The organism is Nocardia thraciensis (genome assembly GCF_054782435.1).
Genome location: NZ_BAAGSM010000028.1, coordinates 174,163 through 195,322, shown reverse-complemented (window position 1 = coordinate 195,322; position 21,160 = coordinate 174,163). Strand labels below are relative to the sequence as shown.

Below are 21,160 nucleotides of genomic sequence, written 5' to 3'. Positions count from 1 at the left end.
GGTCCGCCGTTCGAGCACGGTCACCGTGCGCCCCTGGGCCCCGCCTGCAGATCATAACGGAGTGGACGGTCTGTCTGGGTCGCCATCGTGCCGGTATGGCCGAAACTGTCAATGACGAGACGTCAGCCGACGATCGAGAACCACGGTTCGGGCGGCGGTCCCACGCGCCGCCGCCGGGCGACGGCGAGGTCGGTGGGCTGTGCGTGCAGGCGGTCGTAGCGCGCGATCTCCGAGGCCAGTTCCGGTGAGCCGCGCACGAATTCGTGGCGGATCGGCCCCTCGGTCCCGAGCTGGCAGACCACGCCGAGGGCGGTGAGGATCGCCCGCGCGAACGGCGTGAATTCCGCGGGCATCGTCAACTGGCGGTTCACGTTCGACAGCTGCGGGTTCAGCGCGCGGCGCACGTGGCGGCGCAGCCAGTCGGTGCTGAGCCGGAAGGTGGGGCGCACCATGGGCTCGCAGACCGCCGCCATCGCCTGGTGCGCCGCGTCGACGTCGAAACCCCGGTCGGCGTCGACGAATCCGTGGCGTCGGAACGCGGCCTCGAATTCGGCGGCGTCGCCGTTGACGGCGCCGCCGCAGATATCGCGAACCAGCTCGTCGAACCCGGCGCCCGGCCAGGCCGTGCACGCCCCGAAGTCGAGCACGCCGAGGCGGCCGTCGGGCATGACCCGGAAATTCCCGGGATGCGGATCGGTGTAGAGGAATCCGGTGCGCCGCCACGACGACAGCAGGAAGCGCACGATCAGCAGGCCGACCCGGGTGCGTTCGGACTGTGCGCCGTCGGCGATGAGACGGGAAACCGGTGTGCCCTCGACCCATTCGCCGACCACCACGTCGCCGTCCTGGGCGATCACCCGTGGCACGAAGAAGTCCGGATCGTCGGCGTAGGCCTCGGCGAACACCCGCTGGTACTCGGCCTCGGCCGCGTAGTCCAGCTCGTCGGCCACGCACGCGCAGATCGCCTCCGTCACCGACCTGACGTCCGCGGCGGGCACGAACACGGTGGCCAGCAACGAGATTCGGCGCAACTGCTCGAGATCCGACAGCACCGACGCGCGGGCTCCGGGGAACATCACCTTGACCGCCACCGGCCGCCCGTCGCGCCACACCCCGCGATGCACCTGCCCGATGGACGCGGAGGCGGCGCTGCGGGCGTCGAATTCGCGGAAGTACCACTGCCAGCTGTCGCCGAGACTGGCCGCCATGGCCCGGCGCACCACGTCCGGCAGCATCGTCGGGGTGGAATCCTGCAGCTGGGCGAGCGCCGTGCGGTAGGGCGCGGCCAGCTCCGGCGGCAGCGCCAGCTCGTAGATCGACAGCAGCTGACCGAGTTTCGCCGCACATCCCTTCAGCTCGCCGAGCACCTCGAAGATGTGCTGGGCGGTGCGCACCTGGATGTCGAGTTCGACCTCGGCGGCGGGGCGGCCCAGTGCGCGGCGCCCGGCACCGGCGGCCTGGCGCCCGGCGTAGGCGACCGGGAGCGCGGCGAGCTTGGCATTGCGGAGCGTCCTGCGCACCGGCGGAATTCCGTTGGGGCGCTGGGTGAACGCGCGTCTGCCGCCATCGGAACGGTTGCCGTTCGATGGTTCACCCATGCGTCGGACCGGCATCTAACACCCCATCGTGTGCGCGTCCCCACCGCTGAACGCACGTGCAGTTCGGCACCTGAGAGCTTAGACTGTCTGGGACGTATTCGAAAGTTGTGGAAAGGTGACAGGATGGGTGCCCAGACGGTCGTCGCCGACGTGGCCGATGCGCTTGCTCGTCGCGTCGCGTCCGGGCAGTACGCCCCCGGCGACCTGATGCCGTCTGTTCGCCAGGTCGCCGAGGAGTTCAGCCTCAACAGGGCTACCGCACAGCTCATTCTGGGCCGACTGGAGTCCTACGGCTTCGTCGATGCGCATCGCGGCAAGGGTTTCACGATCCGCGACGTGCGCGCCGAGGGCGGTGTCGACGTGTACCGGCGGCTGTTTCGGATGTCGATGGATACCCCCGAGATCGCGGCGGAGATGTTCGCGAGCATCGTCGAGGAGGAGCGCGGCATCGTCCTGGGCGCGCTGCTGTCCTACACCCACGAGCAGCACGGTCACGACCCGGCCGAGCTGAAGGTCGCCATCGACGAGCTGGAAGCGTTGGCGCGCAGCGAGAATCCGGACCGCCACCGCCTGTTCACCATCGAACTGGGCCTGGTGCGCCGCCTGGTCACGGCGCTGGGCCAGACCATGCAGCGCGCGGTGCTGAACTCCATCGGTGAGATGGTGCTCGAGGTCCCCGAGGCGGTGGAGGCGTTCTACGCCGTATCGCCGGACCTGCACGTGCTGATCTGGCGCGGCCTGACGGCGGTGTGGGAGTCCGACTCCGGGCCGACGGAGGCGCAGCTGGCGCTGTTCGAGGATCTGTTCGCGATGTACCACGCCAAGGTGATCGCCCGCTTCGACGAGCTGGTCGGCGCCGCCGAGCATGCCGACGAGCAGCGCGTCGCCACGGCCTGATCTCCGTCCGCGACGACGCGCCCACTCCGGACGTCTTGTAGCTCAGTACTTTCCGAACAGCACCGCGGCGTTGTGCCCGCCGAAGCCGAACGAGTTGTTCATCGCGAACTCGACATTGCCGTAGCGCGGCTTGTCGTGCACGACGTCGAGGTCGACCTCGGGGTCCTGGTTGTCCAGGTTGAGCGTCGGTGGGATCACCTGGTCGCGCAGGGACAGCACGGAGATGATCGCCTCCAGCGCGCCGACCGCGCCGACGGAGTGGCCCAGCGCCGACTTCGGTGCGTACACCGACGGGTGGTTGCCGATCGCCGCGGCGATGCCCTTGGCCTCCGCCAGGTCGCCGAGACCGGTGCCGGTGGCATGCGCGTTGACGTGGTCGATATCGGAGGCCGAGACACCGGCGGTCTGGATGGCGCGGCGCATGGCGCGCGCGCAGCCCAGGCCCTCGGGATCGGGTGCGACCATGTGGTAGCCGTCGGCGGTCAGCCCGGCGCCGAGCAGCCGCGCCAGCGGCTTCGCCCCGCGTGCCAGCGCATGCTCCTCGGACTCCAGCAGCAGCAGTGCGGCCGCCTCGCCGAAGACGAACCCATCGCGGTCGCGGTCGAACGGGCGGGATGCCTTCTCCGGCTCGTCGATCCGGGAGCTCAGCGCCCGCGCCATCGAGAATCCCGCGATCGCCATCGGGTTGATGTACCCCTCGACGCCGCCCGCGACGATCATGTCGGCCTCGCCGAGCACGATCGAGCGCCATGCGTGCACCAGCGCCTCGTTGCCCGAGGCGCAGGCCGAGACCGGCGTGACCACGCAGGCCCGCGCACCGATCTCCAGGCCGACCACCCCGGAGACACCGTTGGGCATGCTCATCGGCACGGCGAACGGCGACACCTTGCGGTAGCCGCCCGCGCGCATGGCGTCGTTGGCCTCGACGATGGTGTCGGCGCCGCCGAGGCCGGTGCCGATGATGACGCCGAGCCGGTCCTTGTCGACCTCGGGCTCGCCCACGTTCTTCCACAGCCGCGTGCCCATCGCGTACGACATCTGCTGCACGTAGCACATGCGGCGCTTGCGGACGCGTTCCAGATCCTGGGTCGGGTCGTGAATGAGCTTGCCGCCGATGGCATTCGGCAGCTGCTTGTCCACAATTTCCGGATCGGTGAGGGTTTTGATGCCGCTGGCGCCGGAAAGCAGCGCTTCCCAGCTGCTTTCGGTCTCCTTACCGATCGACGTCGTCATCTCGACGGCGGTTACCACGACATTGCGGAAACCTCCGGTGCGAGTGGAGAAACTTTCGAGCTCATGCACGTTGTTCGAATCCTCACTGTCAGTCCACAGACCCGGACACGGGGCGTCGGCGCTACAGGAGCGACATCGTTGTCGAGGCGGCGCCCGACGCCGGCGCCCAATCCGCGGCGAGCAGATTGCGTGCCGGGGCCAGCGTAGCCCGGAAGTCGACGACCAGCAGACTCGACCGGACCGGGCCGTCCCGATTACCGCTGTGCGCTCCGGGTACAGGCGGACACGCCGACGAGTGTGGCCAGGTGGGCGGCGCGCCGGGCCGCCCTTGCCTCGCCTCCGACGGGAGTGGGAGCCGACGGCGCCTTTCGTCCGATCAGCCCGATCCGGCAATTGGTATCTGAGTGTTTGCTATTCGGAGTACGGTGGAATGTCCCCAGTATCACCCGGCCGCGCGGCGGCGGCCGGACGGGCGAGGAAAGGTCGGGCCCGCAATGATACTTACCGCTGCTCAGGACGTAATTCTTGGACAACTGGAGAATCCAGGGACGGAGTCTCCGCCCGGATCGGGTTCGTCCGCCGAACTGTTGCGCCACCTTGTCTGGGTCCACGTGCTGGCCACGGTGGTCGCGGTGCTGTGCTGGGTGCGGCTGGCCCGGGGACGCGGTACGGGCCGTGGCCGCATCGTGGCGGTGGCGGTGGGCACGGTGCTGATCGGCCTGGCCTCGGCGGGGGCCGGCGCGATTCTCGAGGCGGCACTGGTGTGACCCAGCGGCGCGAGGGCTGCCACCGACCACGAGCACTCACCCCATCGCGCCCCGCGCGGTGCGCAGGTCGGCGAGGAACTCCTCGTAGGCCGCATCGCGGTCGGGCGCGCGCAGGACGGCCGAGGGGTGCACGGTCGCGACGGCGCGATAGTCCGCGAGCTCGATCACCTCGCCGCGTTGCCGGGTGACCCGGAACGACGGCCCGAACACCGCCCGCGCGGCCACCGCGCCCAGACACACCACCAGCTCCGGGCGGACCACCGCCAGCTCGGCCTCCAGCCACGGCCCGCAGGCCACGATCTCGGTGCGCCCGGGCTGCTGGTGAATGCGGCGCTTACCGCGCTCCTGGAATTTGAAATGCTTCACCGCATTGGTCAAATAGACCATGCTGCGGTCGATTCCCGCCTCGACGAGCGCCCGGTTCAGCAGCCGCCCGGCCGGGCCGACGAACGGATGTCCCACCACGTCCTCCCGATCACCCGGCTGCTCGCCGATCATGACGACGCGGGCGTCGCCGGGGCCCGCCCCGAACACGGTCTGGGTGGCGTGCCGGTGGAGATCGCAGCCGCGGCACTCGGCCGACGCCTTGCGCAGCGTCTCCAGATCCGCGCCTTCGGGAACGTACGCGCTGGCACTCACTGTCCGCTCCTCCCGTATTGCCGGCTGCTGCGGCGATACCCGGCCGGTAGCGCGCGAATCAGCCCCGGCGGACGAAGTTCGGGCGGATGTCGGGGTCGGGCGGGTCGTAGTACCGATGGAAGGTCGGCGTCAGCGCGGCCGACATCGGCGGATTGACCCACGACCAATCGGTGGGGCATCGACGCCCTTCCGCCTGCTCGCGCTCGACGTGCTCGATGAACTGCTTGGCCGCGGTGTGGTGGTCGGAGATATACACCCCGGCCCGCCGGTAGCTGTGCAGGACGGCGACATTCAGCTCGACCAGCGCGCGGTCGCGCCAGAGCGTGCGTTCGCTGCCGGTGTCCAGGCCCATCCGCTCGGCGATCACCGGCAGCATGTTGTAGCGGTCGGCGTCGGCCAGATTGCGGGCCCCGATCTCGGTGGAGACGTACCAGCCGTTGAAGGGCGCCGCCGGATAGGTGACGCCGCCGATCTCGAGATCCATATTCGACACCGCGGGCAGCGCGGGCCAGCGCAGGCCCAGGTCGGCGAACCAGCGGAAGTCGGGGTGTTCGAGGTGGACCTCGCCGACCAGTTCCCGCGGCACCTCGAACCAGCGCAGCGGTTCGGTGGGGGTGCTGATCAGCACGGGCAGCACGTCGAAGGCCGTCCCCGGGCCCCACCAGCCGAGCTTGCGGGCGAGTTCGGTCAGCGCGACGGTGGACGGGTCGCCGAGCACGCTGCCGTCGGGGCGGCGATATCCGGCGTAGCGGACGAGCTGTGGGCTGATGATTCGAAACGGCAGCCGGTCGGGCTCGGCGGGCGGGCCGACGGTCACCAGGCAGCGCAGCGTGCGGCCGAGCCGGGCCCGGCGCAGATGCTCCCAGCACGCGTCGGCGAGTTCCGCCGCGTTCGCGACCGACCGCGCGTCGATCACGTCGAGCGAGCGCCAGTGCTTGCGACCCACACAGCGGTCGTGGTTGCGCCACGCCAGCCGGGCGCCGATGCAGATCTCGTCCAGGGTCTGCCGATAGCTGCCGAATTCCTGCAGCTGCCACAGCGCGCTGCGGCGGCGCTGTTCGGGTAGGTGGCCGAGTTCGGGTCGCGCGAAGAACTCGTCGCACTCCCGCAGTCGGCGTGACAGTTGCCAACCGGCCGGTCGTTTCGCTGCGAGCGGCGGTACGTCGATGGGATTCAATTGTGCTGCAGGGCAATTCACGACACATCTCCGGACGGGGGCGGGTGTGCTCGGTGGACGCTGAGCGGGCGCCGCGGCGCTTGCTCCAGTGTTGCACCGACCCGACGGCGATGGTGCTCGAATCGTGATGTTCGCGTAATCCGGGACGGGGGATACGGTAGCCGACCGGCGGGCCGGGAGCGCCAGCTAGACGTAACCTGCGATAACACGTACCCTGCGGGTGTGCCCGGTCGCAGACGTCCGGGCCCCGGATCACACACGAAACGAGTACCTCAATGGCGCGGCATGTCGACGTACTGATCATCGGCGCGGGTCTGTCCGGCATCGGAATGGCCTGCCACCTCACCCGCGAGGGAACCGGGCGCAGCTACGCGATCCTGGAGCGGCGGACCGCCATCGGTGGGACGTGGGACCTGTTCCGGTACCCCGGTATTCGATCCGATTCGGACATGCTGACCTTCGGTTACGGCTTCCGACCCTGGCACGGCACCAAGGTGCTGGCAGACGGCCCGCACATCCGCCGCTACATCGCCGAGACCGCCGAGGAATACGGCGTCACCCCGCACATCCGTTTCGGCCGCGCCGTCACCCGGGCGAACTGGTCGAGCGCGCAACGCATCTGGACCGTCACCGCCGTCGACGAGCAGACCGGGCAGAGCGAGACCTACACCAGCAACTTCCTGGTCGGGTGCACCGGCTACTACGACTACGACAACGGCTACCGCCCCACGTTTCCGGGCGAGGAGAAATTCGGCGGGCAGATCGTGCACCCGCAGCACTGGCCGGAGGAGCTGGACTACCGCGGCAAGCGGGTGGTCGTCGTCGGCAGCGGGGCCACCGCCATCACGCTGATCCCGGCGATGAGTGCCGATACCGAGCACATCACGATGTTGCAGCGCTCGCCCACCTACGTCATGTCCCTCCCGTCCGATGATCCGGTCGCCGTCGGCATGAAGCTCGCCAAAATGCCCGCCTCCGTGGCCTATCGGACCGGCCGGGCCCGCAATATCGCGCTGCAGCGGGCCAGTTTTCAGCTCTCCCGCACGAGTCCGAAGCTGTCGCGGCGGCTGCTGCTGGCCTCGGTGCGGGCGCAGGTCGGCTCGGCGGTCGACATGCGGCACTTCAGCCCCACCTACAACCCGTGGGATCAGCGGCTGTGCGTGGTGCCCAACGGCGACCTGTTCAAGGCCCTGCGCAGCGGGCGCGCCTCGATCGTGACCGACGCCATCGACACCTTCACCGAGACCGGGATCCGGCTGGCGTCGGGGGAGGAGCTCGAGGCCGATATCATCATCAGCGCCACGGGGCTCAACGTGCAGATGCTCGGCGGCGCCACACTGGAGCTGGACGGCGAGCCGGTATCGATCCGGGACCGGGTGGCCTACAAGGGTGCCCTGCTGGGCGGCATTCCGAACGCCATGGTGGTGATCGGCTACACCAACGCCTCCTGGACGCTGAAGGCGGATCTGGCGGCGGAGTACTTCTGCCGCCTGCTCAACCATATGCGCGAGCATGACTACGGCACGTTCGAGGTGGTGCCCGAGCCCGGCGACATCTCGTCACAGTCGCTGATGGGCGGCGCCCTGACCTCCGGCTACATCACCCGCGGTGACGCCGTGATGCCGCGGCAGGGCACCCGCGGGCCGTGGAAGGTGATCAACAACTACTTCCGCGACCGGGCGCTGCTGCGCAAGGGCCCGCTGGAGGACGGCGTCATGCGGTTCGCCGAGAACTCCGCGCGGGCCGAGGCGGTACCGGAAACACGTTCGGCCTGAGCGCCTTTCGGGACCGCACGGCATGCGAGCGTGCACGGCATGCACAATCGGCGCTGTATTCGGATGAGCGCGGCGGCGACCGTCGGCTCAGCGCAGCGGTACTGACCACGACAGCACCGTGCCGTGCCGCCCGCCCTCGGACAGGGCCGCCACCGAGAACCGGCCTCCGGCCGATTCTGCACGGTGTGCCAGATTGCGCAGCCCGCTCGGAGTGACGTCGCCCGCAATTCCGCACCCGTCGTCGGTGACGGTGACGGCGAGGTCGTCGGCGATGGTGATCGCGATGTCGACCGTGGTCGCGCCGGAGTGGCGGACGGCGTTGCTGACCGCCTCGCGCACCACGGCCTCCGCGTGATCGCCCAAGTCGGAGCCGACCACCAGCAGCGGACCGGACACGTGCAGTGACGTCCGGATATCACTGTCGTCGGTCTGCTGGGTGATGGCCTGCTGCAGGCGCTGGCGCAGCCGGGTGCCGGATCTGCCGCCGTGCAGGTCGAAGATCGAGGTGCGGATCTCCTGCACCACGTCCTGCAGATCGCTGATGGCGTCGGTCAGCCGGACCCGTACCTCGGGCGGGCGCACCCGCGGCACCGTCCCCTGCAGGCCGAGCCCGATGGCGAACAGCCGCTGGATGACATGGTCGTGCAGGTCGCGGGCGATGCGGTCGCGGTCGGCGAGGATGTCGAGCTCGCGCATCCGGACCTGGGTGTCGGCCAGCTGCATGACCAGCGCCGCCTGATCGGTGAACGCCGAGGCCAGATCCAGCATCTCGTCGCTGTAGGGCTCGGACTCCAGTGCCCGCACCGTGATCAGGACGCCGAACGCGGAGTCCGGCGTGTGCAGCGGCAGCACCAGTTCCGGGCCCGCGTGCGGGATCGCGGACGTCAGCGGCACCGCCCACACGTCATCGATCCGCATGGGCGCCCGCCGCGTGAACGCCTCGCCGATGATGGTGCCGCGCACGTCGACCCGGTCGCCCGGCCTGCCGTCGGCGGGGCCCGCGTACTGGGTGATCGCCAACTCGGTGACCTCGTCGGGGGGTGTATCGCTGTCGGGGACCACGGCCAGCACCACCCGCTCCGAACGGGTCAGCTGCCGGACGTTCTCCACCAGGTGCGACAGCACTTCGTCGGGGTCGGTACCGGCCAGGAACTCGGTGGTGAGATGGCCGATGGCCGCGATCCACCCCTGCCGCGTGCGCGCGGATTCGTAGAGCCGGGCGTTATCGATGGCGACACCGGCGGCCGCGGCCAGCGCCTGCACGATCAGCTCGTCGTCCTCGGTGAACCGGTGCCCGCCGGACTTCTCGGTCAGGTAGAGGTTGCCGTAGATCTCGTCGCGGATGCGGACCGGGACGCCGAGGAAGCTGCGCATCGGCGGGTGGTTGGGCGGGAATCCGACCGAGGCCGGGTGGTCGGCGAGGTCGTCGAGCCGGATGGGCTTGGGCTGGTGGAACAGCAGGCCGAGCACGCCGTGCCCCTCGGGCAGGTCGCCGATCAGCTCCTTGGTGTCGGCGCCGATGCCCTCGTAGATGAACCGGCTGAGCTGCCGGTCGTGGCCGCGCACGCCGAGCACGCCGTACCGGGCGTCCACCAGGCTGGTCGCGGTGTGCACGATGGTGGTCAGGGTGCGGTCCAGGTCCAGGCCCGAGGTGACGGCCAGCATGGCCTCGACCAGGCCGTCCATCCGGTCGCGCAAATCGATGATCTGCTCGACGCGCTCCTTCACCTCGCCGAGCAGTTCGCGCAGGCGCAACTGCGACAAGGTTTCGCGTACCGAATAGGATCCCGATCCCTCGGCCATATCTCCGGTCCCTGATCTCTGCACGGTGCACGGACTCGTCCGGTGCAGTGTATCGGGGCGCCAGTGCGGTATTCGCGGGAAATGGACCGGATTGCGGCGGCGACACACCGGTGCGGCGCGGCCGAACCGACCGACGATCCCCGCGCTAGGGGCCTATGTGCCCTAGCGTTCGGCGGCAATGTGATGGACCCGTGCTCCTCGGGTGCCCGTATTACCTGTGTCCTCGACTGGAGGCGATCATGAACAGCCTGGAACGGCAACTACTTTCGTGCCTGGACGCGCTGCGGGAGTTACCCATCCCCGGCAACGTTCGCAGCGTGCGGCGTGCCGTCCTGGCGTTGCGGACCGCCGCCGACGAACTGGACCCCGCCGATCCCTACGAGCGGGGTGTGGGGGAGCTCTACGAGTACGTCGACAGCTCGAGCCGCGCCGCGGTGGCCGACCGCCCGCACTGGCTGTCGGGATCCCGCGCCGCCTACGAGAACGAACTCGGGTCGGCGCTCGCCGCGGTGCGCCGGGGCGGGTCGGTCTATGCGCTGTCGTGTCAGCGCGACGAACTCGGGCGGCTGGGCGAGCGCATCGAGGTGCTGCCGCCGCGCGATCGGGAGGCGTTGCGTCACTTGCTTTCCTACATATACATGAAGAACCGTCAAGCGCTGGACCTCGCGGTGTGCACCGATTGGGGAGTGCCCGCGCTGCGCTACCGGCTGGAGATGGACCGCGCCGACCTGGCCGGCGCCGGTTCCTGAGCGCGGTCAGTTCGCCGCGCTCTCCGTCCAGTCCGGAGCCAGCTGGCCCGCGCGTAACTTGGACGCGTACACCGCGGCCTGGGTGCGGCGCTCCATGCCGAGCTTGGCCAGCAGACGCGAGACATAGTTCTTCACTGTCTTCTCCGCCAGGAACATTCGCTCGGCGATCTGCCGGTTGGTCAGCCCGTCGCCCAGCAGATCCAGCAGCTTGCGCTCCTGTTCGGTGAGTGAGGCCAGTGGCCCGTCGGGCCGGGTGCTGCGCCGCAGCCGCTCCATCAGCGCGGCGGCGGCGCGGTTGTCCAGCAGCGACCGGCCCGAGCCGACCGCCTTGATCGCCTCCGCCAGCTCCATGCCCTGGATGTCCTTGATGACATAGCCGCTGGCACCGGCCAGGATGGCGTCCAGCATGGCCTGTTCGTCGGTGTAGGAGGTCAGGATCAGGCAGCGCAGACCGTCGAATCGCGACAACAGCTCCCGGCACAGTTCGATGCCGTTGCCGTCGGGCAGCCGGACGTCGAGGACCGCGACGTCCGGGCGCAGCGCCGGGATCCGGGCCAGTGCGTGCGCCACGTCCCCGGCCTCACCGACCACGGTCAGCCCCGGATCCTCCTCGAGGAGATCGATCAGGCCGCGGCGGACGATCTCGTGGTCGTCGACCAGGAACACCTTGATCATGGTGGGTCCAATCCGAGTGCGGCAGGTGAAGTCACGATAGACGCTACGCGGGTGTACGGGGTACGGCCGAAGGTCACATTCCGTGGTCGAGGCGATTTCGACCGTCCCGGTGATCTCATCGGCGAGATACCGTCGTCGGTATGAGAAAGCGGGGCGACGATCAGTCGCCCCTGCCCCGAATCCGCGAACTGGCCGAACGCATGGCCGGCGACCGGTGAATGCCGGCCGCCGCCCGGGTCAGGGTGCGTGCGAGGGTCGAATCCCTTTGGGCAGAAGGGGATCGAGCACCGCCCGGGCCGGCGGCTCGGCGCGCCGGAAAAGTGAGGCCCGATCCGCCCGGGTGGTGCCACCGCCGTCTCGACGAAATGAGACCGGCCAGGCGTGCCGTCCCACTCCGGCGGTAACGCCACCTCGGGCGGGTCGCCGGGGCGCCCCGGCCCATCCAGGATCCCGCGTCGGCCGCCGGATCGGCAGGGGCCGAAAGTCCACGGACGTCCCGCCGAAGGTCCTTCGCCGCGGCGGCGACGATCCGGCAACCGCTACCGCGGCACGGTGACCGGGTCGGTGCAGCTGCCGGGCGTGTCGACCAGCGAGCAGGCAACGGGCCCGCGCGTGGGCCGATAGTCGCCGGGCACGCCGCCGGCGCGGGTCAGGGCGCTGTAGGCGGCGACGGCGTCGGTGGGGCGGCGGGTCAGGGCGGGGTCGGTCACGACGTCCACGGTGTAGAGGCCGAAACGTGGTGTGTAGCTGCCCCATTCGTAGTTGTCGGTGATGCTCCAGTAGTTGTAGCCGATGACGTTCATGCCGTCGGCCTTGGCGCGCTGGATCCAGTAGATGGTGTCGCGCAGATCGTCGGCGCGGGTGTAGCCGTCCGCGCGGGGCGCGCCGTTCTGGGTGGGCATCCCGTTCTCGACGATGTAGAGCGGCATACCCGGGAAGCGCCGCGCGTAGTAGTCGAGCGCGTAGTAGACGCCCTCCGGCTGCAGCGGGTTCTTCCAGAGCTCCTTGATATTCGTCGGCGGGTTCGCCAGGATCGACTGCGGTGTGTAGCCGTAGTAGTAGTCGATGCCGAGGTAGTCGAGCTTGCCCGAGATCGGGTCGACGATCCGGCCGTTGATCAGCGGTTCGGTGACACCGGCGATATAGGCGACATTGCTGGTGACCAGCGCTTCCGGCTGGGCGGCGTGGATGTGGTCGTAGATGGTGTTGTGCGCCTGGACCAGTCGCTGCCGCATCGCCGGTATCGCGGCGGGGGCCAAGCCGCCGTTGGAGGTCTCGTTGAGCACGTAGAAGGTCGGCTCGTTGAACGTCACCCACAGCGGATCCCGGGAAGCGTAGCGGTCCACCACCTTTCGGGCGTTGGCGAGCCAGTCGTCGAGCATCGCGGGATGGCCCCAGCCGCCGCGCTCGGCCGCCCAGCCGGGGTAGACCCAGTGGTCGAGGCTGAGCATCGGCCGGATGCCGCGAGCGGCCATGGCGTCGAGCACGCTGTCGTAGAACTCGAAACCCTCCTCCGACCAGTCGCCCGGCCGCGGCTGCACCCGCGCCCACTCGATGCTGATTCGGTACACGCCGACGCCGAGGCCCGCGGCCAGGCCGATATCGGAGGCGTAGCGGGTGTAGAAGTCGACCGCGTCCCGGTGCCGGTCGTAGTCGGGATGCGCGGCGATGTAGCGGGTCCAATTGCTGTCCGGCGCATGGCCTTCGCACTGGAAGCCCGCGCTGGCCACGCCCCACAGGAAGTCCGTGCCCAAGGGCGGCACGGTCGCGGGCGGGGCCGGGCGGGCGGCGGCGAGCGGCGCGGGTCCGGCGAGCGCGGCGGCGGTCCCGGCCGCGAACAGGCCGAGGGCGTGGCGGCGGCTGAACGGGCGCATCGGACTCCTCGACATCGGGTGGCGGTGCTCACCGCATCGTAGACCGGCTGTCGGCGCCGGGCGTTACGGTGGAGATCATGACAACGCATCTGACGCACTGGGGAGCGTTCGAGGCCGTCGGCGATGGCGAGCGGCTGACGGAGGTGCGGCCGTGGCGCGGCGATCCCGAACCCATGCCGCTGATCGAGAATGTCGCCTCCGCCCAACATCATCCGACCCGGATCGACCGTCCCCATGTGCGTCAGGGCTGGCTCGAGCACGGCCCGGGGGCGCCCCGGCGCGGCGAGGAGCCGTTCGTGCCGGTGTCCTGGGAGAAGGCGCTCGAGCTGCTGTCGGGTGAGCTGCGCCGGGTGTACGACGAGTACGGGGCCGCGGCGGTGTACGCCGGGTCGTACGGCTGGGCCAGCGCCGGTCGCTTCCATCACGCGCAGAGTCAGGTGCATCGCTTCCTGAACTGTCTCGGCGGGTACGTGCGCCATGTCAACAGCTACAGCCTCGGCACCTCCACCGTGCTGATGCCGTATGTCCTGTGCGAGCTGTCCTGGCTGCTGGGCCACGGCACGGCGAAGTCGGTGCTCGCCGAGCACTCCGAGCTGGTGGTCGCCTTCGGCGGGCTGTCGCCGAAGAACGCCGCGGTCTCGCCGGGCGGCGTCTCTCGGCACAATGCCCGCGCCTGGATGGCGCGGGCGAGCGAACGCGGCTGCCGATTCGTGTCGGTCGCGCCGCTGCGCGACGACACCCCCGCCGAGGCGCGCGCCGAGTGGATCGCCCCGCGCCCGAACACCGATGCCGCCCTGATGCTGGCGCTGGCGCAGGTGTTGGACGCGGAAGGCTTGGCGGACAACGATTTTCTCGATCGCTACACCGTCGGTTTCGACCGGTTCGCGCGGTACCTGCGCGGCGCGGCCGACGGGGTCGTGAAGGATCCGGCCTGGGCCGAGACCATCACCGGCGTGCCCGCCGACCGCATTCGCGCGCTGGCGCGCGAGATGGCCGCGCACCGCACCTTCCTCACCGTGAGCTGGTCGCTGCAGCGGGCCCGCCACGGTGAGCAGCCGCTGTGGCTCGGCGTCGTGCTCGCGGCCATGCTCGGCCAGATCGGCCTGCCCGGCGGCGGATTCGGCCACGGCTACGGGTCGGCCGCGAATGTCGGCGAGCCGACGCGGCAGTTGCGGGTGCCGCATCTGCCCCAGGGGGAGAACGGCGTCGACGCGTTCATACCCGTCGCGCGCATCGCCGATATGCTGCTGCATCCCGGCGCGCCTTACCGGTACAACGGTCAGGAGCTGGAGTATCCCGATATCCGGCTGGTCTACTGGGCGGGCGGCAACCCCTTCCACCACCATCAGGACCTGGCACGGCTGCGCGAGGCCTTCGCCCGGCCCGACACCGTCGTGGTGCACGACGCGTTCTGGACCGGAACCACCCGGCACGCCGATATCGTGCTCCCGGCCACGATGACCATCGAACGCGACGATTTCGGCGCGGGCGACAACGACCGGATGTTCTTCCCGATGCCCGCGCTCACCCGCCCGCACGGCGAGGCCCGCGACGACTACGCCATCTTCGCCGACCTGTCCGAAAGGCTCGGCATGGGTAAGGAATACACCGAGGGCCGCACCGCGCAGGAGTGGCTGCGGCACCTGTACGAGCAGTGGCGGGCCGAGTTGGGCGAGCGTGGCGACGCCATACCCGGTTTCGACAAATTCTGGGCGGGTGACGGTCTCGAGCTGCCGGTCGCCGAACCGGCGCAGGTGGCGTTCGCCGACTTCCGCGCCGACCCGCGGGCGCATCCGCTGACCACGCCGACCGGCCGCATCGAGATCTTCTCCGAGACCATCGACGGCTACGGGTACGCCGACTGCCCGGGGCATCCGGTCTGGCTGGAGCCGGAGGAGTGGCTGGGCGGCCCGGAGGCGGACAGGCACCCGATTCAGCTGGTCGCCAATCAGCCGCGCAGCAAGCTGCACAGCCAGCTGGACGTGGGCGCGCACAGCCGAGCCACGAAGGTCGCCGGGCGCGAGCCGGTGCGGCTGCACCCCGACGACGCCGCGGCCCGCGGGGTGCGCGACGGGGATATCGTGCGCCTGTTCAACGACCGCGGCTCCTGCCTGGCCGGGCTCGTCGTCGACGAGGCGGTGCGCCCGGGTGTCGCCCAATTGTCGACCGGAGCCTGGTACGACCCGGACCCGGCGGATCCGAGCTTCTGCCGCCACGGCAACCCGAACGTGCTGACCGCCGACCGGCCGTCGTCGACCCTGAGCCAGGGCTGCACGGGCCAGCTGACGCTCGTGCAGATCGAGGCGTATCGCGAGGCGCCGCCGGACCTTTCGGTGCTGCGGCCGCCGGCCATCGCCGACTCGGCGCGGGGATGAGCGGCCGCCCATGAGTGACACCGAGATGCGGGACCGGTCGAAGGTCACCAGGGTCGCCGTCGAGGCCACGCTGGACGAGTTGGAGGCGCGCTACGGGCGGGCGGTCGGCGCGCTGCGCGCCGCGGTGAAGGATTTCGTCGACAACGGCGTCGTGCCCACCAGTGTCGCCCGCGAGGCCGGTGCGTTCGTCTATCCCGAGTTGCGGATCGGGTGGGACGGCCGGGCGCAGCCGAAGAACCGCTCCCGGGCCTGGGGGCGGCTCACCCGCCCGGGCATCTATAGCACGACGATCACCCGCCCGGCGCTGCTGCGCGGATACCTGGCCGAGCAGCTCGGGGTGATCCTCGACGACTACGACGTCCATATCGAGGTCGGCCCCTCGCAGCAGGAGATCCCGTTCCCGTATGTGATCGACGGCGCCGAACTCGGGCTGGACCGGTCCATGAGCGCCGACCTGGCGAAGTATTTCCCGACCACCGACCTCGCCGATGTCGGCGACGAGATCGCCGACGGCATCATCGACACCAGCGGCGCGCTGCCGCTGAGCCAGTTCGACGCCCTGCGGACCGACTTCTCGCTGGCCCGGCTGCGGCACTACACGGGCACGCCGGTCGAACACTTCCAGTCCTTCGTCATGTTCACCAACTACAGCCGGTATGTGGACGAGTTCGTGCGCTGGGCCTGTGATCTGATCGCCGATCCCGACAGCCCGTACGACCGGCTGTCCTGCGCGGGCGGCACGGTGATCACGGCCGACGTCCGGGACCGAGAGTCGATGGTGGCAGACGGGGCGTGGAAGAAGCACCAGATGCCCGCATGGCACTTGATGTCGTCCACCGGCCACGGGATCACCCTGGTCAATATCGGGGTCGGGCCCGCCAACGCCAAGAACATGTGCGACCACCTGGCGGTGCTGCGGCCGCACGCGTGGCTGATGATCGGCCACTGCGGCGGGCTGCGCGAGAGCCAGGACATCGGCGACTATGTCCTCGCCCACGCCTACCTGCGCGACGACCACGTCCTCGATCCCGTGCTGCCGCCGGATATTCCGATCCCGAGCATCGCCGAGGTGCAGCGCGCGCTGTACGACGCGACCAAGCTCGTCAGCGGCATGCCGGGCGAGGACGTGAAGCAGCGCCTGCGCACCGGCACCGTCGTGACCACCGACGACCGCAACTGGGAGCTGCGCTATTCGGCGTCGGCGCTGCGGTTCAACCTGAGTCGCGCGGTCGCGGTGGATATGGAGAGCGCCACCATCGCGGCCCAGGGCTACCGGTTCCGGGTGCCCTACGGGACGCTGCTGTGCCTCTCCGACAAGCCGCTGCACGGCGAGATCAAGCTGCCCGGCCAGGCCAACCGCTTCTATGAGGGCACGGTGTCCGAACATCTGCAGATCGGCATCCGGGCGGTCGAGCTGCTGCGCGCCGAGGGCGACAGTCTGCACTCGCGCAAGCTGCGCACGTTCGACGAGCCGCCGTTCCGGTGAGTCGGCCCGGGTTACCATCTGACCTGTGACCAGCACTCCCGCGGATCAGCACCTGCACGACCTCGCGCGGCTGCGCCGTGTGCGCGACCGGATCGACCGGGAGTACGCGCAGCCGCTGGACGTGGAGCGGCTCGCCCGCGATGCGCACATGTCGGCCGGGCATCTGAGTCGGCAGTTCAAGCTCGCCTACGGGGAATCGCCGTATGCGTATCTGATGACGCGGCGCATCGAGCGCGCGATGGCGCTGCTGCGCCGCGGCGATCTTTCGGTTACCGAGGTCTGCTTCGCGGTGGGCTGCTCCTCGCTGGGGACCTTCAGCACCCGCTTCGCCGAATTGGTCGGCGTACCGCCCAGCGTCTACCGGCGTGACGCCGCGCTCGAGACGGAGGGGATGCCGTCGTGCGTCGCGAAACAGGTCACCAGACCGATCAGGAATCGAGAAGCGCAGGGCGCGCGGTAACAATTAGCGTGATCAGCATGGAAATCAACATCGAAGCCAGCTTCCTGCCGCAGAACGACCCGGAGGCGGCCACCGCCTTCTACCGCGACATCCTCGGTTTCGAGGTCCGCAAGGACGTCGGATACAACGGGATGCACTGGATCACCGTCGGCCCGGTCGGCCAGCCCGACACCTCCATCGTGCTCTACCCGCCGGAGGCCACCCCCGGTCTCACCGATGAGGAACGCCGCACCATCACCGAGATGATGGCCAAGGGCACCTACGCCAGCATCGTCCTGGCTACCAAGGATGTCGACGCCGCCTTCGATCGGCTGCAGGCCGGTGACGCCGAGGTTGTCCAGGAGCCGACCGACCAGCCCTACGGCGTGCGCGACTGTGCCTTCCGCGACCCCGCGGGAAATATGATCCGCCTTCAGCAGGCAAGCTGAGAAACCTCCCGACATCCCGGCACACACCTGGTCGCGTCACGTCCCGGCGCGACTACAGGCTCCCTCGCCTTCCTGTCGCCAACGGAGGTTGCCGGAAATACAACGGGCCGGAAACACCACTCAACTGGAGGTAGTCGTGGCACAGCAGCCGACAGACAAGCGCAAGCCCGGTACACCCGGTGCATTCTCGCGCTGGATGCAGCAGAAGATGAATACCCGCATGAACCGCAAGATCCGGCGCGGCCGCAGCACGTTCATGGGCATGGACGTGCTGATCCTGCACACGGTGGGGCGTCGCAGCGGGGAGCCGCGGCAGACGCCGCTGGCCTGGTTCGCCGACGGTGAGAACGCCTGGCTGATCGTCGGATCGGGCGGCGGGAGCCAGAATCCGGACTGGCACGCCAACTTGATGGCGCATCCGGACAGGGCGTCGATCGAGTTGCCCGGCCGCGGCGCCCTCGAGGTGACCCCGCAGCAGCTGACCGGCGACCAGCGCGAGCAGGCCTGGCAGCGTATCGCCGACGCCGCGCCGCGTATCGCGAAGTATCAGGAGAAATCCGAGCGCAAATACCCGGTCGTCCGGCTCGCTCCGCGGTGATCCGCGCATACCGGAAGGGGAATCACGACGAGGTGGGGCGCAGGGGATACATGGTCGTCCTGCCGTACCCGGTGACGCGCAACAGCGCTCGCCCAAGCCCGTCCACCGGCATCGATCAGGTTTAATCGACATGCCACGCCGAAGGAGTCCGCTACGGCGTCCCGCGTAGAACAGATGGAGACACGATGACCACGGCCACGAAGAACGGCGCGAAGAAGGTCACGAAAAGAGGGGAAACGTCGCCGGCGACGCCCGCCGCCGACAGCCACGACCTGATCCGCGTGCACGGTGCGCGCGTGAACAACCTGCAGGACGTGAGCATCGAGATCCCGAAGCGTCGGCTGACCGTGTTCACCGGAGTCTCCGGCTCGGGGAAGAGTTCTCTGGTGTTCAGCACGATCGCCGCGGAATCGCAGCGGCTGATCAACGAGACCTACAGCGCCTTCGTACAGGGTTTCATGCCGACGCTGTCCCGGCCCGAGGTCGACGTCCTCGAGGGCCTGACCACCGCCATCATCGTCGATCAGCAGCGGATGGGCGCCGATCCGCGGTCCACGGTCGGCACCGCTACCGACGCCAACGCGATGCTGCGCATCCTGTTCAGCCGAGTCGGCACGCCGCATATCGGCTCGCCGCAGGCCTTCTCGTTCAACGTCGCCTCGATCAGCGGCGCGGGCGCGGTCGCCGTCGAGAAGAACGGGCGGACGGTCAAGGAGCGGCGCAGCTTCAGCATCACCGGCGGCATGTGCCCGCGCTGCGAGGGCCGGGGGTCGGTCAACGATATCGACCTGTCCCAGCTCTACGACGACTCCAAATCCCTGGCGGAGGGCGCGTTCACCATTCCGGGCTGGAAGTCCGACAGTTTCTGGACGGTCCGGGTCTACGCCGAATCCGGCTTCGTGGACCCGAACAAGCCGATCCGCAAGTTCACCAAGCGGGAGATGAACGACTTCCTCTACAAGGAGCCGGTCAAGGTGAAGGTCGACGGCGTCAACCTCACCTACGAGGGTTTGATCCCGAAGATCCAGAAGTCGTTCCTGTCCAAGGACAAGGAGGCGATGCAGCCGCATATCCGGGCGTTCGTGGAGCGCGCGGTCACCTTCACCACCTGTCCCGACTGCGAGGGCACCCGGCTCAGCGAGCTGGCGCGGTCGTCGAAGATCGCGGGCGTCTCCATCGCCGACGCCTGCGCGATGGAGATCCGCGATCTCGCCGAATGGGTGCGCGGGCTCGACGAGCCGTCGGTCGCGCCGCTGCTCACGGCGCTGGGCGCCACCCTGGACTCGTTCGTGGACATCGGGCTCGGCTACCTCTCGCTGGAGCGGCCGTCGGGGACGCTGTCGGGTGGTGAGGCGCAGCGCGTCAAGATGATTCGCCATCTCGGGTCGGCGCTCACCGATGTCACCTACGTGTTCGACGAGCCCACGATCGGGCTGCATCCGCACGATATCCAGCGGATGAACGACCTGCTGCTACAACTGCGCGACAAGGGCAACACGGTGCTGGTCGTGGAGCACAAGCCGGAGGCGATCGCGATCGCCGACCACGTGGTGGACCTCGGCCCCGGCGCCGGAACCCAGGGCGGCACCGTGTGTTTCGAGGGCACCGTCGACGGCTTGCGCGCCAGCGACACCAGCACCGGACGCCATCTCGACGACCGCGCCCAGCTGAAGGAGACGGTGCGCAAACCGAAGGGCGCGTTGGAGATTCGCGGCGCGACGGCGCACAACCTGCAGAATGTCGACGTCGATGTCCCGCTCGGGGTGCTCTGCGTCGTCACCGGCGTCGCCGGGTCGGGGAAGAGTTCGCTGATCCACGGCTCGATTCCGGCCGCGGAGGGGGTGGTGTCGGTCGACCAGGCGCCCATCCGCGGTTCGCGGCGCAGCAATCCGGCGACCTACACCAGCCTGCTGGAGCCGATCCGCAAGGCGTTCGCGAAGGCCAACGGCGTGAAACCGGCGCTGTTCAGCGCCAATTCCGAGGGCGCCTGCCCGAACTGCAACGGCGCGGGCGTCATCTACACCGACCTCGGGATGATGGCGGGCATGGAGACCACGTGCGAGGAGTGCGAGGGCAAGCGATTCCAGGCGTCGGTGCTCGAGTACCAGCTGGGCGGCCGCGATATCAGCGAGGTGCTGGCGATGTCGGTGGCCGAGGCCGAGGAGTTCTTCGGCGCGGGCGAGGCCCGGATTCCGGCCGCGCACGCCATCCTCGAGCGGCTCGCGGACGTCGGGCTCGGCTACCTGAAGCTCGGCCAGCCGCTGACGACGCTGTCCGGTGGTGAGCGGCAGCGGCTGAAGCTGGCCACCCACATGGCCGACAAGGGCGGCGTCTACGTCCTCGACGAGCCGACCACCGGGCTGCACCTGGCCGACGTGGAGAATCTGCTCGCCCTGCTGGACCGCCTGGTCGACTCCGGCAAGTCGGTCATCGTCATCGAGCACCACCAGGCGGTCATGGCGCACGCCGACTGGATCATCGACCTCGGCCCGGGCGCGGGCCACGACGGCGGCAAGATCGTGTTCGAGGGGACCCCCGCCGACCTGGTCGCCGACCGCTCCACCCTCACCGGCGAGCACCTGGCGGAGTACGTCGGCGCGTGAGCGGCGGCATCGCCGAGCAGCGG

General features: G+C 69.3%; 17 protein-coding genes. 10 read left to right on the top strand and 7 right to left on the bottom strand.

All coding sequences use genetic code 11. From position 1 onward, the window contains the following. Positions 1 to 122 precede the first annotated feature (122 nt). Positions 123 to 1,598 carry an ABC1 kinase family protein gene (locus tag ACYVLQ_RS19400; protein WP_460698895.1) on the bottom strand — a complete coding sequence of 492 codons (1,476 nt, stop codon included), beginning with the start codon at positions 1,596 to 1,598 and terminating at the stop codon, positions 123 to 125. 123 nt (positions 1,599 to 1,721) lie between these two features. Here ACYVLQ_RS19400 and ACYVLQ_RS19395 point away from each other — a divergent pair, with 123 nt between their 5' ends. After that, positions 1,722 to 2,495 (top strand): GntR family transcriptional regulator, encoded by a 774-nt coding sequence (locus tag ACYVLQ_RS19395; RefSeq protein ID WP_460698894.1) that lies wholly within the window; start codon positions 1,722 to 1,724, stop codon positions 2,493 to 2,495. Positions 2,496 to 2,537: 42 nt separating this feature from the next. Here the strand turns inward: ACYVLQ_RS19395 and ACYVLQ_RS19390 are convergent, their stop codons facing one another. Further along, a complete protein-coding gene (locus ACYVLQ_RS19390; RefSeq protein ID WP_460698893.1) occupies positions 2,538 to 3,797 on the bottom strand; it encodes a KasA/KasB family beta-ketoacyl-ACP synthase in 1,260 nt (419 codons plus the stop codon). Positions 3,798 to 4,315: 518 nt separating this feature from the next. Here ACYVLQ_RS19390 and ACYVLQ_RS19385 point away from each other — a divergent pair. Next, positions 4,316 to 4,495 carry a hypothetical protein gene (locus ACYVLQ_RS19385; protein ID WP_460698892.1) on the top strand — a complete coding sequence of 60 codons (180 nt, stop codon included), beginning with the start codon at positions 4,316 to 4,318 and terminating at the stop codon, positions 4,493 to 4,495. A gap of 36 nt (positions 4,496 to 4,531) precedes the next feature. Here the strand turns inward: ACYVLQ_RS19385 and ACYVLQ_RS19380 are convergent, their stop codons facing one another. Both ACYVLQ_RS19380 and ACYVLQ_RS19375 read right to left on the bottom strand, forming a co-directional pair. Further along, positions 4,532 to 5,251: a UdgX family uracil-DNA binding protein gene (locus tag ACYVLQ_RS19380; RefSeq protein WP_460698957.1), complete on the bottom strand. Its 720-nt coding sequence runs from the start codon at positions 5,249 to 5,251 to the stop codon at positions 4,532 to 4,534. Further along, entirely contained in the window at positions 5,193 to 6,302 is a 1,110-nt protein-coding gene (locus ACYVLQ_RS19375) for a nitric oxide synthase oxygenase (protein ID WP_460698956.1), read from the bottom strand. Before ACYVLQ_RS19375 ends, ACYVLQ_RS19380 begins: the two co-directional genes overlap by 59 nt. A 284-nt stretch (positions 6,303 to 6,586) precedes the next feature. Here ACYVLQ_RS19375 and ACYVLQ_RS19370 point away from each other — a divergent pair, with 284 nt between their 5' ends. Further along, the gene (locus ACYVLQ_RS19370; protein ID WP_460698891.1) at positions 6,587 to 8,086 is read left to right on the top strand and encodes a flavin-containing monooxygenase; all 1,500 of its coding nucleotides are present in this window, start codon (positions 6,587 to 6,589) and stop codon (positions 8,084 to 8,086) included. Between the two features lie 87 nt (positions 8,087 to 8,173). Here ACYVLQ_RS19370 and ACYVLQ_RS19365 read toward each other — a convergent pair whose 3' ends face one another. Beyond that, complete coding sequence (locus ACYVLQ_RS19365) at positions 8,174 to 9,889, bottom strand: GAF domain-containing sensor histidine kinase (protein WP_460698890.1); 1,716 nt, start codon at positions 9,887 to 9,889, stop codon at positions 8,174 to 8,176. A gap of 239 nt (positions 9,890 to 10,128) precedes the next feature. On the opposite strand from ACYVLQ_RS19365, the gene ACYVLQ_RS19360 reads away from it, so the two are divergent. After that, entirely contained in the window at positions 10,129 to 10,638 is a 510-nt protein-coding gene (locus tag ACYVLQ_RS19360; protein ID WP_460698889.1) for a hypothetical protein, read from the top strand. Between the two features lie 6 nt (positions 10,639 to 10,644). On the opposite strand, the gene ACYVLQ_RS19355 is transcribed toward ACYVLQ_RS19360, so the two are convergent. Next, on the bottom strand, positions 10,645 to 11,313 hold the full coding sequence (locus ACYVLQ_RS19355; protein WP_460698888.1) for a response regulator transcription factor: 669 nt from the start codon (positions 11,311 to 11,313) through the stop codon (positions 10,645 to 10,647). A gap of 539 nt (positions 11,314 to 11,852) precedes the next feature. Beyond that, positions 11,853 to 13,187 (bottom strand): family 1 glycosylhydrolase, encoded by a 1,335-nt coding sequence (locus ACYVLQ_RS19350; protein ID WP_460698887.1) that lies wholly within the window; start codon positions 13,185 to 13,187, stop codon positions 11,853 to 11,855. Between the two features lie 77 nt (positions 13,188 to 13,264). Between ACYVLQ_RS19350 and ACYVLQ_RS19345 the strand changes: the two genes are divergently transcribed. From ACYVLQ_RS19345 to ACYVLQ_RS19320, 6 genes are all read left to right on the top strand, one after another. After that, positions 13,265 to 15,562 (top strand): molybdopterin guanine dinucleotide-containing S/N-oxide reductase, encoded by a 2,298-nt coding sequence (locus ACYVLQ_RS19345; protein WP_460698886.1) that lies wholly within the window; start codon positions 13,265 to 13,267, stop codon positions 15,560 to 15,562. A 10-nt stretch (positions 15,563 to 15,572) separates the two neighbouring features. After that, on the top strand, positions 15,573 to 17,048 hold the full coding sequence (locus ACYVLQ_RS19340; protein WP_460698885.1) for an AMP nucleosidase: 1,476 nt from the start codon (positions 15,573 to 15,575) through the stop codon (positions 17,046 to 17,048). A gap of 25 nt (positions 17,049 to 17,073) precedes the next feature. Continuing rightward, a complete protein-coding gene (locus ACYVLQ_RS19335) occupies positions 17,074 to 17,508 on the top strand; it encodes a helix-turn-helix transcriptional regulator (RefSeq protein WP_460698884.1) in 435 nt (144 codons plus the stop codon). Between the two features lie 17 nt (positions 17,509 to 17,525). After that, a complete protein-coding gene (locus tag ACYVLQ_RS19330) occupies positions 17,526 to 17,936 on the top strand; it encodes a VOC family protein (RefSeq protein ID WP_460698883.1) in 411 nt (136 codons plus the stop codon). Positions 17,937 to 18,132: 196 nt separating this feature from the next. Then, positions 18,133 to 18,534 (top strand): nitroreductase family deazaflavin-dependent oxidoreductase, encoded by a 402-nt coding sequence (locus ACYVLQ_RS19325; protein WP_460698955.1) that lies wholly within the window; start codon positions 18,133 to 18,135, stop codon positions 18,532 to 18,534. A gap of 185 nt (positions 18,535 to 18,719) precedes the next feature. Next, positions 18,720 to 21,137, top strand: a complete 2,418-nt coding sequence (locus tag ACYVLQ_RS19320) for an ATP-binding cassette domain-containing protein (protein WP_460698882.1) — start codon at positions 18,720 to 18,722, stop codon at positions 21,135 to 21,137. The last annotated feature ends 23 nt before the right edge of the window (positions 21,138 to 21,160 follow it).

What these genes read in the sequence shown, in the direction of transcription:
- ACYVLQ_RS19340 (WP_460698885.1), top strand. Translation starts at nt 15,573, where the DNA reads ATGAGTGACACCGAGATGCGGGACCGGTCGAAGGTCACCAGGGTCGCC.
- ACYVLQ_RS19350 (WP_460698887.1), bottom strand. Translation starts at nt 13,187, where the DNA reads ATGCGCCCGTTCAGCCGCCGCCACGCCCTCGGCCTGTTCGCGGCCGGG.
- ACYVLQ_RS19365 (WP_460698890.1), bottom strand. Translation starts at nt 9,889, where the DNA reads ATGGCCGAGGGATCGGGATCCTATTCGGTACGCGAAACCTTGTCGCAG.
- ACYVLQ_RS19325 (WP_460698955.1), top strand. Translation starts at nt 18,133, where the DNA reads ATGCAGCAGAAGATGAATACCCGCATGAACCGCAAGATCCGGCGCGGC.
- ACYVLQ_RS19395 (WP_460698894.1), top strand. Translation starts at nt 1,722, where the DNA reads ATGGGTGCCCAGACGGTCGTCGCCGACGTGGCCGATGCGCTTGCTCGT.
- ACYVLQ_RS19330 (WP_460698883.1), top strand. Translation starts at nt 17,526, where the DNA reads ATGGAAATCAACATCGAAGCCAGCTTCCTGCCGCAGAACGACCCGGAG.
- ACYVLQ_RS19400 (WP_460698895.1), bottom strand. Translation starts at nt 1,598, where the DNA reads ATGGGTGAACCATCGAACGGCAACCGTTCCGATGGCGGCAGACGCGCG.
- ACYVLQ_RS19370 (WP_460698891.1), top strand. Translation starts at nt 6,587, where the DNA reads ATGGCGCGGCATGTCGACGTACTGATCATCGGCGCGGGTCTGTCCGGC.
- ACYVLQ_RS19355 (WP_460698888.1), bottom strand. Translation starts at nt 11,313, where the DNA reads ATGATCAAGGTGTTCCTGGTCGACGACCACGAGATCGTCCGCCGCGGC.
- ACYVLQ_RS19360 (WP_460698889.1), top strand. Translation starts at nt 10,129, where the DNA reads ATGAACAGCCTGGAACGGCAACTACTTTCGTGCCTGGACGCGCTGCGG.
- ACYVLQ_RS19320 (WP_460698882.1), top strand. Translation starts at nt 18,720, where the DNA reads ATGACCACGGCCACGAAGAACGGCGCGAAGAAGGTCACGAAAAGAGGG.
- ACYVLQ_RS19345 (WP_460698886.1), top strand. Translation starts at nt 13,265, where the DNA reads ATGACAACGCATCTGACGCACTGGGGAGCGTTCGAGGCCGTCGGCGAT.